The sequence below is a fragment of the Desulfotomaculum sp. OF05-3 genome, from assembly GCF_003435535.1.
GTDB classification, from domain to species: domain Bacteria; phylum Bacillota; class Clostridia; order Lachnospirales; family Lachnospiraceae; genus Pilosibacter; species Pilosibacter fragilis.
Map to the genome: position 1 here is coordinate 1 of NZ_QWGO01000048.1, position 16,494 is coordinate 16,494.

Annotated in this window: 8 protein-coding genes; 5 read left to right on the forward strand and 3 right to left on the reverse strand. The window is 52.9% G+C overall.

Features of this window, described 5'->3' with window-relative positions; genetic code table 11:
• Positions 1 to 224 precede the first annotated feature (224 nt).
• Both DXA87_RS16165 and DXA87_RS16170 read left to right on the forward strand, forming a co-directional pair.
• Positions 225 to 1,328 carry an iron-containing alcohol dehydrogenase family protein gene (locus DXA87_RS16165; protein WP_117485668.1) on the forward strand — a complete coding sequence of 368 codons (1,104 nt, stop codon included), beginning with the start codon at positions 225 to 227 and terminating at the stop codon, positions 1,326 to 1,328.
• 116 nt (positions 1,329 to 1,444) lie between these two features.
• The gene (locus DXA87_RS16170; RefSeq protein ID WP_117471276.1) at positions 1,445 to 2,140 is read left to right on the forward strand and encodes an amino acid racemase; all 696 of its coding nucleotides are present in this window, start codon (positions 1,445 to 1,447) and stop codon (positions 2,138 to 2,140) included.
• A gap of 294 nt (positions 2,141 to 2,434) precedes the next feature.
• Here DXA87_RS16170 and DXA87_RS16175 read toward each other — a convergent pair whose 3' ends face one another.
• The 3 genes from DXA87_RS16175 to DXA87_RS16185 form a co-directional block, all read right to left on the reverse strand.
• Entirely contained in the window at positions 2,435 to 4,336 is a 1,902-nt protein-coding gene (locus tag DXA87_RS16175) for an ATP-binding protein (protein WP_117485670.1), read from the reverse strand.
• A 1-nt stretch (position 4,337) separates the two neighbouring features.
• Positions 4,338 to 6,329: a hypothetical protein gene (locus DXA87_RS16180; RefSeq protein ID WP_147327097.1), complete on the reverse strand. Its 1,992-nt coding sequence runs from the start codon at positions 6,327 to 6,329 to the stop codon at positions 4,338 to 4,340.
• A gap of 128 nt (positions 6,330 to 6,457) precedes the next feature.
• Positions 6,458 to 7,186, reverse strand: a complete 729-nt coding sequence (locus tag DXA87_RS16185) for a LytTR family DNA-binding domain-containing protein (RefSeq protein WP_158553093.1) — start codon at positions 7,184 to 7,186, stop codon at positions 6,458 to 6,460.
• 203 nt (positions 7,187 to 7,389) lie between these two features.
• On the opposite strand from DXA87_RS16185, the gene DXA87_RS16190 reads away from it, so the two are divergent.
• The 3 genes from DXA87_RS16190 to DXA87_RS16200 all read left to right on the forward strand — a co-directional run.
• Positions 7,390 to 7,779, forward strand: a complete 390-nt coding sequence (locus DXA87_RS16190; RefSeq protein ID WP_117485676.1) for a hypothetical protein — start codon at positions 7,390 to 7,392, stop codon at positions 7,777 to 7,779.
• Positions 7,754 to 8,128 (forward strand): hypothetical protein, encoded by a 375-nt coding sequence (locus DXA87_RS16195; RefSeq protein ID WP_117485678.1) that lies wholly within the window; start codon positions 7,754 to 7,756, stop codon positions 8,126 to 8,128. The genes DXA87_RS16190 and DXA87_RS16195 overlap by 26 nt, the downstream gene beginning before the upstream one ends.
• 1 nt (position 8,129) lies before the next feature.
• Positions 8,130 to 16,494: S-layer homology domain-containing protein (locus tag DXA87_RS16200; protein ID WP_117505340.1), on the forward strand; the 8,365-nt coding region annotated here is incomplete at its 3' end.

Consider the following 16,494-nt stretch of genomic DNA (forward strand, 5'->3'; position numbering starts at 1 on the left):
TTATATTATTTTATCTAGCACAACAGGTTAAATTAAGAACATCTTGAATTATTTTTCCAAACGCCTATAATATTGATATGTTATCCATTTTGATGACAAATCTTTACTATCAACCGTAACGCCTCTGGACAGTTTATTCTATCCTCTAACAGTTACCCCCACAATCTGACAGATCTTGTTTATTCCGGATATTTGTCAGCTCACAACAAGAAAGGCAGAAGCAAATGAGTTACAGTGTATATCTTCCTAATTATTCCATCGGTGAAAATTGTTACAAGGAACTTCCATACGTCGCAAGAAACTATGGAAAAAAGGCAGTCGTGATCGGCGGTAAAACAGCCATGGAAAAAGCAAAAGATGCGCTCCTGGAAGGCATCAAGGGCTCCGATCTTGAGATCACGGATTTCATCTGGTACGGCGGTGATTCCAGCTACGAGAACGGCAATGCATTGATCGAGAATCCGGCTGTCCGCAACGCAGATATCATCTTTGGTGTCGGTGGAGGAAGAGCCTGCGACACCACAAAATATGTAGCAAACGAACTTGACAAACCGTTATTTACCTTCCCGACCGTTGCCAGCAACTGCGCAGCCGTGACTGCTATCTGTGTCATCTACAACGCCAACGGCACCTTCCGGGAATATTATTATCCGAAGCTTGCGGATCATACCTTCATCAATACCGCCGTGATTGCGGATTCTCCTTACGACCTCCTCTGGGCCGGAATCGGCGACGCACTCTCCAAAGAATGTGAGGCTGTTTTTTCCAGCAAAGGTAAGCACTTAAGCCATACTCCGTTAATGGGTGTCCAGCTCAGTAAAGTCTGCACACAACCGCTCCTGGATTATGGAAAAGAGGCACTCGCATCCTTAAAAGCGCACAAAGTCAGCGATGCCCTCATGCAGGTCACTTTGGATATCATCGTCTCCACCGGTATCGTTTCCAATATGACGACTCATATTCCGGATTATTACTACAATTCCTCCCTCGCGCACTGTGTCTATAACGGCTCCACGATCACGCGTCATGGTCACGAACACCTGCACGGCGAAGTCGTATCCCTCGGTGTTCTCTGCCTGCTCACCTATGAAGGCGCGAACGCTCTCCGTGATACGATCATGAAATTCAATGCCAGTATCGGTCTTCCGGTATGCTTCGATGATATCGATATCACTGAAGATGAATTTGATCTCATGGCAGATAGAATTCTTACTTCCACCGAATGGCAGTACCGCCCGCAAGATGTGACCCGTGAGAAATTTATTGCATGCATGAAAGAACAGAATAAGATCGGACAGGAATTTAAAAAACAGACTATACTCTTATAAATGTACCGTGGAATATCTACATGCCATTCCGTCAGGAAAGTCATTAGAAGCTTTGCACAAGGCATTCATGAAGACGAACATATTTGCAGACTTTCCTAAACTCAGAGGTAAAATTAATGAAAAAGTTAGGATTAATTGGTGGAATAGGGCCAGAATCCACCATTGAATATTATCGCAGCATAGAATATGGCGTACAGAAAAAAAGTGGTCAAAATTTCTTTCCCAATATCACCATAGAAAGTCTTAATGTATTTGACGTACTCAATTTATGCAAAAATCAGGATTATGATGGGTTGACAGATTATCTTCTCAACGGTATCAATCAACTTTCTGCAGCAGGAGTACAATACGCTGCTCTAACCGGAATCACAACACATATTGTTTTTGATGCATTATCGAAAGTATCTCCTGTACCGCTTGTTAGTATGGTAGATACCGCAAGTGAATTTGCCAAAGCACACAGATACAGAAAAGTTTGCCTGTTAGGAACTCTTCCAACCATGAACGGAACCTTTTTTCAGCAATCTTTCGAATCTAAAGGTATCGAAGTCATTACACCGGATGCGGCAGAGAAAGAGTATATTGGTAGAAAAATTGAAACAGAACTGGAACTTGGGAAAGTTGTATCTGATACTCAAAACAACTTTCGAACAATTGCAGAACGAATCATTCAAGATGAGAACGTTGACACAATCATACTTGGATGCACAGAACTCCCATTGATTTTCAAAGGAATTGATTTATCAGTTCCATGCCTTAATGTGATGCAAGTTCACATTGATTCACTCATTGATTTAATTATGTCGGAATAAATACTTTCACCTATACCGCTGTTATTGTGGATTCGCCTTACGACCTCCTCGCGCGAGTGCGCATCTTTAGCACGTCAGTGCCTTTTAATGTAACAGGGAATTCTTCGGAATTTCCTGTTACATTAAAAATAGGCTTCGCCTATTCAACTCATTACAATCACCAGCGCGTTTCCCTCGAAGAAATGTACGAAAATGCAATGTCCAAGTTTCGCGAAAAGCGGGCTTTTTTCAATTCAAGAAAGCGCCACAGGCGGTCTTGCCTATGTTATCTGAGTGCTCCTCAGAAAACAGTTTTTACATCTGTATTGTAATTCCAGCAAGAAAGGATTCCTCACCGGGAACAAGATCGAGATCACCGCCATGGCTTTCAATGATTTTTCGGACAGAGGAAAGCCCGATTCCATGATCAGCAGATGTACCCTTTCGGGAAAGAAATGTTTTTCCCTCCTGCAAGGCCAGACCGTCGTAAGTGTTTTCAATCTTCAAAAAGTACATATTGCCTCTGGTTTCGCCTGCAATGAAAACGCGGCGCACCCCTTGCTTTTGGCGGCTGCACGCCTCAACGGCATTGTCCAAAAGATTGCCCAGCACCGTACACAGTTCCACATCGGTAAGCGGCATCTGATCGGGAAGATCAAGCCGTACCTGAAATTCTGTCCCTTGTGTCTGCGCCATGCCGTAGTAGTATTCAATCAGCGCATTTACAACGGGATTTTTGCAGAACTGGGCAGGGGAGTGACCCGATGACGCCGCAACCTGTTCCTCTACCTGTAACAGGAAGGAGCAGATCTCTGTCTGCCCATGTTCAGAGGCCATGCGGTCTATGGTCCGCAGATAGTGTTTGATGTCGTGAATCAGCCTTCTGTTTTCCGCCGCTGCCTCAGAAACCTGACGGCTGTATTCGGTCTGCATAGAAAGCTGACGGATGACCTGCTTGCGTTCTTCCTGAAAAATCAGGCTGTTTCCATATCCTTCTATCACATCGCGCCAGAGGGAATAACCGATGGCTGCTGCTACGAAAAAGCTGCCCCATTCCAAAAACCAACCGCCGATAACCGGCTCATAAACCGGCAGAAGGCGATCCCATATAAAGGCGCAGGTTGCGGCTGCCGCAGCATAGAAGATCGGCCTGCTCCGTTTTTCTCCTCTGTGAATGGCAAGCACAGCGATGATAAGCAGATAGAGCGCAGATGCCGCCTTATAACAAAAGACCGATGCAGAGAAAAAGCGAATAGCTACAAGGGAGAGATGGGAAGCCATCATGCCATACAAAAACGCATATACCAGGAAGGCAGCGCCCACCCCATTACTGATGGCCGCAGGCAGGAAGCCCGGCCTGCATATCCGGTTTTGCAGAACTACGATCAGCCAGGTAACCAGATAGATACAGAACAGTTCAATCGTGTACCAGGGGAATACGGGAACCGCAGCCAGCATATGAAGCACAGGATAGGATGACAGGCCGCACATGGCAAGGCAGATCAGTCCGAACAGGAATGTATTTTTCTGTTTCATCCGGCGGCTGAAATAAAAGGACAGCAGCGCACAGACAAAGGTAACCGTACAGTCAAACAGGCAGAATGCAAACCGGATTCCTCTGGTTGTATTGACCGCCAGCATCGTTCCGAAAGCAGGCGGATAGACAATCCCACCGTAAAAGTGGTCATAGTTGCTGACCGCTATGGTGAGTGTGACTGGTTTTCCGCCATGAAAAGTGACCATGCGGTTTTGAACCAATGGTGTCCCCTGTGCCGGTTCCCCCATTTGCAGGATCAGGTCATGATCCAGATAAAGGTTGTAAGCAGAAAACACTTCCGGGATTTCCAGCGCATATGTTTCCTTCCGTTCCGGCAGAAAGAATGTCATCTGATAAGTCCCGCAGCCATAGGGAGAAGGGTTTGCAGGGCTGGAGAAATTGGTCTGCTCTCCGATGGAAAGGTAGCGCATATAATGGCTTTCATCTTGTATTTCTTCCGGGGTCAAAAGCGCGTCAGGATAAAATGCCCAGCCGGATACCAGAAAGCGCACCGGTGACTTTTGAAGTTCTTCCTCAGAAAGCGCTAAAATCCCATTTGCCGCTTGGATTGTGTTCTGGCTATATTTATTATTGAACTGATACAGGCCAAGAAAAAACAGGGATGAGCACAGGCAGACCATACATAAGGCAGCATATTTTTTTACCGCAGAAGATACCATCTTATTTTCGCCTCCTCCTTAGGAAAAACACACCGGCAGACAGAAGAAGCAGACAGGCCGGAATCAAAAAGAATATGGGCGACCAGCTGTGCTCTGTGTCGGCAGCATGTGCCAGGGAAGCGGTATCTTTCTTTCCCACAATGGTGTAAGTCCCTGTATGGCTGATCTGAAAGGAAGCGGCTTTCGCCGTATCGTCATAACCGGTCATGGGAACTTCCACGCCGCTTTCATCACAGAGGAACAATGTGCCGGCTGCCGGGTCATTTGGACAGGGCAGCATGACAGAAACATCCGGCAGGGAGTTGAGCACAGTTCCATTGATGGAAAACGAAAAAGAAAAACCGCCGTCCGTATCCTTTTGGATGATGACTTCAATCTGATCTTCGTTTTGGATACCCTCCGGCAAGGCGTCTTTTGGTATGCTGATAGTGATTCCCTGTTTGGAAAAGATGGCTCTTTGCGCCCCTGTTTGCAGCATCATCAAAAAGCGCGTGCCGGAAATCCGGTCAGTGGTTTCATCGAAGAACTCTGAAAAAGCAGAGTTTTGGGAATCTGCGACTTCCTGGGGAACGGTCATAGCGCTTTGCACCGGCTCTTTCCTGTTTTCCGAAAGCTTCCAGGCAGGATCGGGTACGGTAAGCTCCGAAGCGCCGGCAATCGTCTGCACTTCAGGGGGCTGCTGTAAAGCGGTATTTTCCTCTGTATCACCGTTTGCCTGTTCCGATGGGAATTCTTCTTTATTCATGGAATCGTCTTTTCCATCCCAAGATGGCTCGGAAGGCTTGTGGGATGGTTCATGATCCGCAGGATCATTTTCTTCACTGACAGGTGGTGTTTTTTCAGAATCGTTGGAATCCATTCCGCCGCCATTTGTTGCAGGCGGTTTTGGAGGCTTTGTGGAGGGCCTGTCTGCGAAACCGTCATCCTGATCGTCGGTATCTTCAGGAGGCGGCTGAATGATGGTATCGGGTGGATTTCCGCCTGCATCCCCTCCATCCCGGTCACCATCGTGATACCCTTCAAGGACAATTTCATCTGCGTAGGTAAAAGACAGGATGCCGGTCTGTCCGCCGTCATAATCGACCTGAAGGCGGTAACTGCTGCCCGGTGCCAGCAGACGAGTGGCAATCGAGAGCATTTCCTGACCCGCATAAACGCCACTTTCCAGACGGTTCCATGAACCGTTATTTTCGGACAGCCATACGCTGATCTCATCCAGTTCCCCTGGCGGTGTGACCCAGGGAAAATGAAGGTTTCCTCTGGCGGCCAGAAAGCAGTTAATGTCCGGGCTGCCCGGAGCCTGAACAGAAACAGGAATTGAGATTTCAGGGAAAGCAATTCCCTCTGCAAACGCAGTATTTTCCGGTGCAGTCAGCCTTCCTGCTGCATGGTACAGTCCCACAGTATTCAGATCAATACCGGAAAAATCCCATTCCACCACAGCGGTGTAGCTGGTTCCATTTTCCGCATAGCATTCCAGATAGTAAGGGGAAAAGGCAAACAAATTTTCCAGCGTTTCGGTTTCGCTGCCCTGTTGAACTGCAAACGCATCCGTATAAGGATACCATTGCTCTATGGAGGTAATGACAGCAGGCGGCATTTCTTCCACCCGGACGGAAATCTGAAGCTCCTGCAATACAGCTTCACCAAAGGAATACCCCTCCGGCAGTTCAATCCGGCCTGCTGCGGTATATTCGCCTGGAGTGGCCTGGTCAATGGATGAAAAATCCCATGCGACAGAAAATGTTTCCTGCCGGATTTCTTCCCCTGCTGTTACAGTGGCGCAGACGGTTTGATACTGAAGGGCCAGCTGACAAATTTCCTCCAGGTCATCATCAGACGGTGTGGTTCTAAGGGGCAGGGTAAAAGCAGGCAGGGAGAGCAGTTCACCTTCCTTTTGTATTTTTGTGACAAGGACGAGGGATGCTTCTTCCGATGCTTCCGGGGTTTTGCTATCCAGTGTCCCCGGAGCCTCGCCTTCTAAATCCGGCAAGATCTCCGTTCTTTCATCGGCATTGGCTGGGGTTGCAGTTTCAGCGGCAAATGCGGGGATATTGCCGGTGAAGCAGAGGAGGCAGGCCAGACAGCCCCCCAGAATACGCCTGTGCATTTGCTTCATTCTTATACGATACCCCCCATTCCAGAGAAAACATATTGACGGTAGGCTTCCCGCAGCTGTTTTCCATTGCGGAGAGCAATCGGAAGTTCCTCCCCGTTTATCAAACGGAAGGTCTGACTGTCAACCTGGCTGATATAGTCCATGTTGATCAAAACGCCCCGGTAGCAGGGCAAAAAACGCTTGTCCTTCTGCAATGCGGCAGTAACCTCCTGAAAGCCTCCGCTTATCGGTATCACGCGTTCCGCCGTATGAATCCGCGTCATACGGTTTTGATAATCTATGTATAGAATCTTCTCTGTGGGAAGTTCCAGCTTTTGACGGTCAGCCATAACCGAAAGTGTCATCACTTCATAGGGCGGTTTTAGCTGGCACAGCTCCATCGCTTCTTCAAAATCTGCCTGATGGAGCGAAAGCGGCTTCAGCAGATAATAGCTGGCGGACAGGCTGTACCCCATCCGGGCATAATCTTCTGTAATGGTCAGAAAAACGATCTTACAAAGCCTGTTTTTCTGGCGCAGCCTTCTGGCGGCTTCCATTCCATCCATGTTCTCCATATAGATGTCCATAAAGACAAGTTGAAAATTGACCTGGGCAGCAGCTTTCAGAAAATTCTCTCCGTCCTCAAATTCTGTCAGCGTATAGTCCAGCTGATGCTTTTTCATATAATTTTCCAGGCAGACAGACAGTTCTTCTCTGTCCTCTGCTCTGTCATCCACAATCGCAATCTGCATCGTGCCATCTCCTTTGCACAATAATCCAATATTAGTATAACATAAAACCGCAGGAAAAAACTTGCGTCTTAAACAGGAAACCTGCGTCTTAAACAAAGTCGGTTGCATTTCTCTTGACAAGATGCTACTCTAATTATACTACCAGACTTTCCGATGAGAAGGTCTGGTTTTTTTATTTTTCTTTTCAGGAAAGGAGGCTCAGCATGAAAATCGCACTTTGTACGGAATTAAGGAATGCAGAATGGTTTGAGAGCAGGCTGCGCTCCCTTTTTGCTGGGGACGGACAGCTTGTCATCGACGAGCTATGGAATGAGAAGCAGCTATCTCAGGCACTGCGGCGGAGCCGCTACCATGCGGTTGTCATCGCCATGACCGGGGCAAGGGGATTGGAGGCTGCCATTCAGGCAAAGCAGCTGGCACCGGAAACACCGCTTGTCTGGTGGAGCGATGATAAAAACTTCGCCCTGATCGCGTATCACCTGCGTATCCCTGTATTTCTTCCGGCAGACTGCTCCGATCAGGAGCTATATGAGGCGATAAAACCCATCATGAAATGGAGGTGCGAAAATGCGAATTGCGCTGTGCAGTTATAGCCAGAAAGAAAAAGAAACCGCTTTGCTGATGAAGCTGGGCAAAGTAGACCGCTTTGATAACGGCGTGTTTTGTACCTATGCCATGCAGCGGGATGGGCCTTATGATGCTGTGGTGGTCATGGAGGACGGAGCCAGGGGGATGAATTTCTGCATGAGCATACGAGGGTACAGCAGGGATGTCCCTCTCCTGTGGATTAGCGACCAGACAGAGTTTGAACCCCAAAGCCGCAGGCTGCAGGTGGACACCTTTTTGGTGAAGCCTGTGACGGAATATCAGCTGCGGGAGGCAGTATCCCGGCTGCTTCAGAAAACAACGAGAAGGAACGAACAACGTGAGGAGGATGAATAAAATGAAATGGAAATGGAAACGGCCGGCCGCATTTTTACTGGCGGCGGCAATGATTTTTACGATGCCGGGCGTTCCGACATTTGCGGTGAAAGCGGGTGCGTCCGCCGTCCATACGGGCTTGTGTGAGCATCACCCGGAACATACAAAGGACTGCGGATATACGGAAGGAACCAAAGGGGCAGCCTGTGTCCATGAGCATGACGAAAGCTGTTACCCTGTTTTGGAAGGCAGCGTATCAGAAAATACGGCGACCCCATCTGAAGCAGAGGAGGCCCAGCCGACTGCGTGTACCCATGAATGCAGTGAGGAAAGCGGCTGTATCACAAAAGAATTAAGCTGCCCTCATGAACGCGGCGAACATGACGATACCTGCGGCTACATTCCGGCCACAGAGGGGACGCCCTGCGGGTATACCTGTGAGCAGTGTAATTCCCAGGACAGCGGGCTTGTTCCCGGTGTGTCCGGGAATGCTCCGGCGGAGTGCAGCTGCGAGACCCACTGTGAGCAGGAGGCGGTCAATCTCGACTGTCCGGTCTGCTCTGCGGAGAATGCAGACTTCTCTGCCTGTCTTGGAAAAGAGGAGGCGGTGCTGGCTGTGCAGGCACTCATTGACGCCCTGCCTGAAACAGTCACGGAGGACAATGCGACCGAAATTGAGGAGCAGCTGAAAGCCATTGATGCAAAAATAAAGGCCCTCACCGATGAGCAGGCCGCCAAGCTGGACATGACGCGCTATAACGCCGTTTGTGCGGTGCTGGCTGCGTTTGCGCTGCCGCAGGCCAATCATACCCACTGTGTCTGCGGCAAGGACAGCGATACAGAGGTCAACGGTCATACCCATAGCACCAACACAGAATGGAAGGCAGCCAATTCCCTGCCCAATTCTGCGGGCAGCTATTATCTGACGCAGTCTGTGTCGGGCGACTGGACTGTGCCAACGGGCGAGGTCAACCTCTGCCTGAACAGGCAGACGATCAACGGCAAAATCACCGTCGGCAGCGGCGCGACGCTGACGCTGACCGACTGCACCGGCACGGGCAAGCTCCAGGGCAACGGAAGCGGGAGCGGCGTGTCCATCAACGGCGGCACATTCAACCTCTATGGTGGCACGATTACCGGCTTTGTAAACGGCGTAGAGATCGGCTCACATAATAACATTAAGACTGGCTCGTCCTTTACCATGTATGGTGGAGCGATTACCGGTAATGCAGCAGGCAGCAGCTCCGGCGGAGGTGTGTTCCTTATCGGCACGACGAACTCCAATGTCACAGCGCCGAGCTTCACCATGCACGGCGGCACCATCTCCAACAACACCGCAGCCGCGTCCGACGGCGGTGGCGGCGGCGTATATGTGGGTCAGAAGTGCAGCTTCACCATGGACGGCGGCACCATCACCGACAACACGGCCACCAAGGGCAACGGCGGCGGCATCTATATCCACTATAACGCCGGCAGTGTTTCGATCTCCAACGCCACGATCACCGACAACAAGGCGCCCGCCACGGGGAATACAAGGTATGGCCACGGAGGCGGCATTTATTCGGAGAGAGGGGTAACCGTCAAGAATGTGACGATCACCGGAAACAACAGCACCTATGAGGGCGGCGGCATCTATGGAAAGGGCGCTATTACCCTCACCGATGCTACCGTTACCGACAACTCTCAATATGACGTTTACTACGACGGAAAGGAAACAACAACTCCTGAGCTCACTGTTTCCGGCTCGGTGAAGGCCGGTTATTACGCCAATTTTGCTTGGAAGCTGCCCATTCTTGTATCAGGCGAATTGAGTGAGAATTCGGTCATCCATGTGGGCGTGCGTGAAGGCATAGAGCATGGGGCCATCGCCGAACCGGCAAGCGGCGTGACGCTCCGCGCCGAGAACTTCAAGGCGGACGCCGCCGACAGCGAGACCAGTCTGGGCAAGGACGGCAAGGTCTATCTTGTGCCCTGCACGCACGAGATGGACGATACCGGCTACACCTGCAAGAAGTGCAAAACGCAATTCGACGCGCGCGTGGGCGATAGCGCCTATTATAAGACGCTGACGGAGGCGTTTAATGCAGCCAGAGGCAGCACCGTGACGCTGCTGCGGGATGTGACGCTCACAGGAAATTGCTCTTCTGATACCTACCCAGCGACGCTGGATCTGAATGGCAAAACTGTCAGCAGCGGGCGTTATTACATTCATGTCGGAGACGGGAACAAGCCCAATACTCTGACGGTCAAGGATTCCAGCAAGGGCGGCGGAACGCAGGCGCTCAATGTCAAGTTTTGGGTTGCGTCCAACGGAACGCTGGCGGTTGACGACTCCTACACCGGCAACATTTCGTGCGTGGAGCTTCTTACCGGCGGCGCATTGGAGCGCTTTGGCGGCAAAATCGGCGAGTTAGCTTTAAGCAATGCTGCGGGCGGCTCCACAAGCACAGGCTACAATCTGAAGCTGTGGAATGGCAATACAAACGCCTGCACCATCGGCAGGTTCACGGATAACAATAAGAGCAAGAGCCTCACCGTTAAAGACCTGCTGGGAACCGACTACGCGAAGTGCGAGCTGTACGGCGAAAACAGCGGTACATGGAGCGTCGTTGATAAGAGCACCAAAATTGCAGAGTTGACCGGCTATACAGCGTACAAGGTACAGTTCCCGGAGTGCGTCCATCAGTGCGCCGATGACAGCAACCCCGTATGCTCTGTGTGCCACAAGAAACTGTACACGAAAATTACCGCCCAGAGCACCGACGGCACGACCAAGACTGCCTACTTCACGGAAGACAGCGCGCTGGAACACGGCTATGCAGAGGCCATCCAGACCTTGAACGGCTGGAGCGCAGCGGGCTGCACCGAGCCGACGCTGACCCTGCTGCGGGATATGTATGCTTTCGGCACCTCCATGCCGCTGACCGGCACGCTGACGCTGGAGGGCGGAACGCACACCGCCAAGAATGTGACGGTCGCTGAAAACGCGGACGTGACCTTTGCCAGCGGCAGCTATCGAGGTGCGACCATCGACGGCACGGCGACGGTGAAGGAGGGCGTCACATTCACCTCCACCGTCACGGTGAATGGCACGCTGAACGCCAAGGGCGGTACCTTCGATGGTCCTGTCGAATTCAACGGCAGCAGCATCGCGAACATCAGCGGCGGCAGCTTTACCAGTGATGAGGTGCATGGCGGCGTTCAGTTCCTCAATTCTTCTGTCACGGGCACGATTTCCGGCGGCACGTTTGTCTTCGCGTGGTTTTACACCACCAAAGTCAAGCTCTCCGGCGGCACATTTACGACAATCAAAACCAACGGCGACCGCAAACTCGCCGACCTGCTGGCGGAGGGCGCGGCGTATTACAGAACAGTCGATGATCAGGCTGTGACCGAAGATAGAGTGGGATCGCTGGAAAATGTCAAGGTCGTGTCGCATACGCACGACGGCGGCACGGACGGCAAGGGCATTTGCAGCATCTGCGGCAAGCAGATGGCGGCGTTGCTGACCGTCGGCGGCAAGACGAGCTGGTACGCGGCCTTTGCCACTGCCATCGAGGCGGCGAACGCGGCGGACGGCGAAAAGACCATCACGCTGTATCAGGATGTGGATGGCTATGTCAACGGGCATTCGACCACCTATGAGCTGACCAACGGGCCGGTGACGCTGGCGACCGGCGGGAAAACGGTCACAAGAGCAAACCTCACCGCCAAGGACATTTCTCTGACGGTCACGGGCAGCAACGGAGACTTCAATGTGACGGTGGACGGCAAAGGCGCGGAATTGACCGTCAACGACAAGGATACGAAGCTCGCCATTGTCACGGCGCAGAACGGCGGAAAGCTTTTGCTGAGCAACGGCACCTTCAGCGGTGTGACTGTAAAGGACGACGGCAGCAGCGCCAGCCTCAGCGGCGGCAGCTACGGCGCGATCGAGGGCAGCACCGGCTATGTCAAGCCCTACGCGCTGCTGGCGAAGGGGTACGCTTACAAAAGCACAAAGGATAACGAATGGGTCTCCAACGCCAATATAGACCTATCAAAAGTCACCGTTGAAAAAGCCCCCTTCGCGGTCGAAAAGATCTATCCGAATAACGATACGAACTACACCGGAAGCTCGGCGTTTGCGACGGACGGCAACATCACGCTGACTGCGGTGGTCACGCCCGGAACGGAGAATGTCAGCTACCGGTGGGAGCTATTTAGAGAATCAGACAAAGATTGGCTCAGTAGTCAGTATTTCTACACAGTGAATAATGCGACGCATACCGGGGCGGAAAGCGGGACGCTCTCCATCAGCGATCTGCCGGAAAACAGCAGCTACCAATACCGCGTTCATGTGTGGAGCGACAACGGCTACCAGTGCGACAGCGAGCCGTTCACCGTGACCCGGCATCAGCATAGCTGGACGTACACGGAAAGCGGCGCGACCATCAAGGCCAAGTGCAGCAAGTGCTCCGCCAGCGGCGGCAGCGTGACCATTGCGCCCCCCGCCGAGCTGACCTACAGCGGGGAAGGCAAACCCGCCACGGTGACTGCAAGCAGCGATTGGCAGGGTCCGGCGGCGAGTGGGATCACCATCAGCTACATAAAGTCGGGCACGCATATTCAGCAATTGGAAAACGGCGCACTCCCCACGAATGCTGGCACCTACACCGCCAGCATCACGCTGGACAATGCGACCGCCAGCGTGGAGTATACCATCAAAAAGGCCATCCCGACGGCAAGCGACTTCACCTTTACCGCGCCCGCTGGCCTGACCTATGACGGAAACGCCAAGACCGCCACGGTCGAACCGAATACCGGCATCAACGGCATGGGCGCTGTCACGGTGAAGTATTTCAAAAACGGTGCGGAGACTGAACCGAAGGTCGCAGGTGACTACACGGTCAAAGTTTCCGTTGCGGAGGGTGCAAACTACAATGCCACGACTGACGACCTGACGACAGACGGCTGGAAGTTTACCATTGGTAAGGCAACGCAGACCATCACCGTTCCCACAGATAAGACCATCGTCAAGGGCGGTATTGCCGAGGATATTTCCGATTGGGCAACCGTCGCGGGCGTGACCGGCGGTAGCAATCCCGGTACGCTCTCCTATGCGCTGGACGGCCAAGCTCTTGAAGGTGTCAGCCTGACTGGCAATCAACTGACTGTACAGCCGACCTGTACAGCCGCGCAGTTTACCATCAAGGTCACCGCCGTGGAAACGGGCAACTACAATGCGGCGGAGGGAACCTTCACCGTGACAGTCGTTGACAAGGCCACTGCCGATGTGACCATCACCGGCCTGCCCGGAACCGTAAGCTACGGTCAGAAGTTCACCCTGGCGGCATCGCAGACCGGTGACACGACCGGCGCGAACAAAAAGTGGACTTGGGATTACGACCGAGGATACTTCAAGCTGGTAGGACCCAATGCAAATACCGAAACAATCACGCTTCAGGCTATCAAGGCCGGTACGCCCACCAAGGGTATCACCGCGACCTACGAGAGCGGCACCCATAAGGGCAGCGCGACCGTGAACGCCGTCGTGGAGAAAAAGGAAGTCACCGTCACCGCCGGCAGCTACAAGGTGAGCAAGACCTATGACGGCACGACCAACGCAGGCACCGCCACCGGCGAATTGAACGTCACCGGCATCCTCTCCGCCGACAGCGGCGTGACGGTCAAGGTTACGCCCGTTGCCTACACCAGCGCCAATGTGGGCGGCCAGACCAGCATGAATGTCAGCATTGCGCTGGACGGCACCGGAAAGGATAACTACAAGATCAAGAACGGTGCAACTACTGTTTCTGTTCCCTGTGAGGTCACCAAGGCAATGCTGACCGTGGAAGGGACCGGCACTGCTTCCGGTACTTACGGAGACAAGCTGAGCGGGCTCACCGTCTCCGGCCTGACCGCGAAGCGGAACGGCACGGTGGTACCGGGTACATGGCGTCTCACCGGCGACACGGTCCCCAACGTGGGCGACAAGGGAACATACACCGCGACCTTTACCCCAGAAAGCAGTGCGGACAACTATGAGGCGCTGACGAAGGATGGGGTCACACTGAATATCACCAAGGCAACTTACGGCAACATGTCCGTCTCCGGCTCCGCCAAGTACGGCACGACCGGTTCCGTGGATCTGATCCGCTATCTGGCCGCGGGCGGCAGTTTTGGAACAATCACCACAGCAGATAGCGAAAAAGTCCTCAGCGGCGATCCCGTCATGGAGGGCAACTCCCTGAAGTTCACCTTTGTGAACGACGCGAGCAAGGCCAATAAAATGGCCACCATCACAGTTCCTGTAACCGGCGCGACCAACTATGAGAGCTATACAATCACCGTAACGGTTACCGTGAACGACAAGACTACCCCTGTGGTCACCGCTCCTACGGCCAAGACCAGACTGGTCTACAACGGCGCAGATCAGGTGCTGATTGATGCTGGCTCTGCCACTGGTGGTACCTTGCAGTACAGCCTGGCCTCTGGCAGCGGCTACAGCACGGAGCTTCCCAAGGCCAAGAACGCCGGTACTTACACTGTGTACTACAAGGTCATCGGCAACGATGGCTATGCGGATGTACCGGAGAACAGCGTCAGCGTCTCCGTCGCAAAGCGCGCGATCAGCGTCAAGGCAGACAACAAGAGCATGACCGCGAACGGAACGCTCCCCACCTTCACCGTGACCTACGGCAACTTTGCCTCCGGCGACAGCGAAGCTACTGTGATCGAAACGAAAGCAACTGCTTTCTGCACGGCGGACGGCACAAGCACCGGCTCTTTCCCCATCACTGTGAGTGGGACGACTGCACTGAAATCCGGTATGGATACCAATTATGAAGTCGGAACACCTGAAAGCGGTACCCTGACCGTCAACCCTCGCTCCTCCGGTGGTGGCGGCGGCTCCAGCAGCTCCGGCGGCGGCTCCTCCTCTGGTGGTTCGGGCAGCAGTGGCGGCTCCTCCTCCGGCGATTCTGACGATTCCGACAACAATGATAACACCAACCAGCCGGAGGACAAGCCTCAAGCCCCTGTCACCGGTGAAACCAAACCCATACAGCCGGATAAAAATGGCAATGCGGCAGTGGACAACAGCTCTGTCCAGTCCGCCATCGACAAGGCCAAACAGGATGCGAAAAAGAACGGCACCACAGAGAACGGGATTGCCGTTACCGTTCCCATCACCCAGACGGCAGGCCAGACCTCTTTTAACGTGACCATCAAGGCGCAGACACTGGATCTGCTGGTCAAAGAAAATATCCGGCAGTTTACCGTTGCAACAGATCATCTGGTTTCGGTTAATATCGGGCTGGACACTCTGAAGCAGCTGGATAGCGTCTCCGCTGGTGGGGACATCATTCTCCGGGCAGATAAGGTGGATGCCCTGCGCTCCACCGAGGCCAAAGCCGCTATCGGCACAAGACCGGCCTACGATCTGTCGCTGGTGTATCTCTCCGGCGGCAAAGAAACACCGATTGCCAACTTAAATGGTCACACTATATCGGTGCGTTTGCCCTACACACCGGCAAAGGGTGAGCAGACAGGTAATCTCTATGCAGTCTATGTGGACGACGCGGGAAAGGTGGAATGGATCACCAAATCCAGCTACGATGCCAGCCAGAAAGCGGTTGTCTTTGAAACCGGTCATTTCAGCATCTACGGCATCGGCTACAAGAACCCTGCCCCGGCTTTCACCGACATTACCGGCCATTGGGCTGCGGACAACATCCTCTTTGTTGCCAGCCGAGGACTGCTCTCCGGCACAAGTGACACCACCTTTAGTCCCAACACCGGCATGACCAGAGGCATGTTCGTCACCGCCCTGGGGCGGCTGGCGGGCATCAATCCGGACAGCTACAAAACCGGGAAATTCACCGATGTGAAAGCCGACGCTTACTATGCGCCTTATGTCAACTGGGCGGCGCAGACCGGCATTGTGGAGGGCGTTACTGCCATCACCTTTGCGCCGGATACCAACATCAACCGGGAACAGATGGCAGTCATCATGGCAAATTACGCCAAAAAGCTGGGCTGCGACCTTCCGAAAACCCTCCAGGCTGTGACTTTTGCGGACAACGCACAGATCAGTAGCTGGGCGAAGGATGCGGTTAAGGTCATGCAGCAGGCGGGCATCCTGGCTGGCAAGGAAAATAACCGCTTTGACCCCAAAGGAACCGCCACCCGCGCCGAAGTCGCCACCGTCCTGCGGCGGTTTGTGGAGATCGTCATTGACTCGCAGACCGCAAACGGCTGGCATCAGAATGACAGCGGCCAGTGGAGCTATTACAGAAATGGGAAGCCAGTGAAGGGCTGGCTCTCCGACGACCAGAAGTGGTACTGGCTGGTCAAGGCTACCGGAATGATGCACGACAAACGCATGAATGATTGTCTACCACCAA

What these genes read in the sequence shown, in the direction of transcription:
- DXA87_RS16165 (WP_117485668.1), top strand. Translation starts at nt 225, where the DNA reads ATGAGTTACAGTGTATATCTTCCTAATTATTCCATCGGTGAAAATTGT.
- DXA87_RS16175 (WP_117485670.1), bottom strand. Translation starts at nt 4,336, where the DNA reads ATGGTATCTTCTGCGGTAAAAAAATATGCTGCCTTATGTATGGTCTGC.
- DXA87_RS16195 (WP_117485678.1), top strand. Translation starts at nt 7,754, where the DNA reads ATGCGAATTGCGCTGTGCAGTTATAGCCAGAAAGAAAAAGAAACCGCT.
- DXA87_RS16170 (WP_117471276.1), top strand. Translation starts at nt 1,445, where the DNA reads ATGAAAAAGTTAGGATTAATTGGTGGAATAGGGCCAGAATCCACCATT.
- DXA87_RS16185 (WP_158553093.1), bottom strand. Translation starts at nt 7,186, where the DNA reads ATGCAGATTGCGATTGTGGATGACAGAGCAGAGGACAGAGAAGAACTG.
- DXA87_RS16190 (WP_117485676.1), top strand. Translation starts at nt 7,390, where the DNA reads ATGAAAATCGCACTTTGTACGGAATTAAGGAATGCAGAATGGTTTGAG.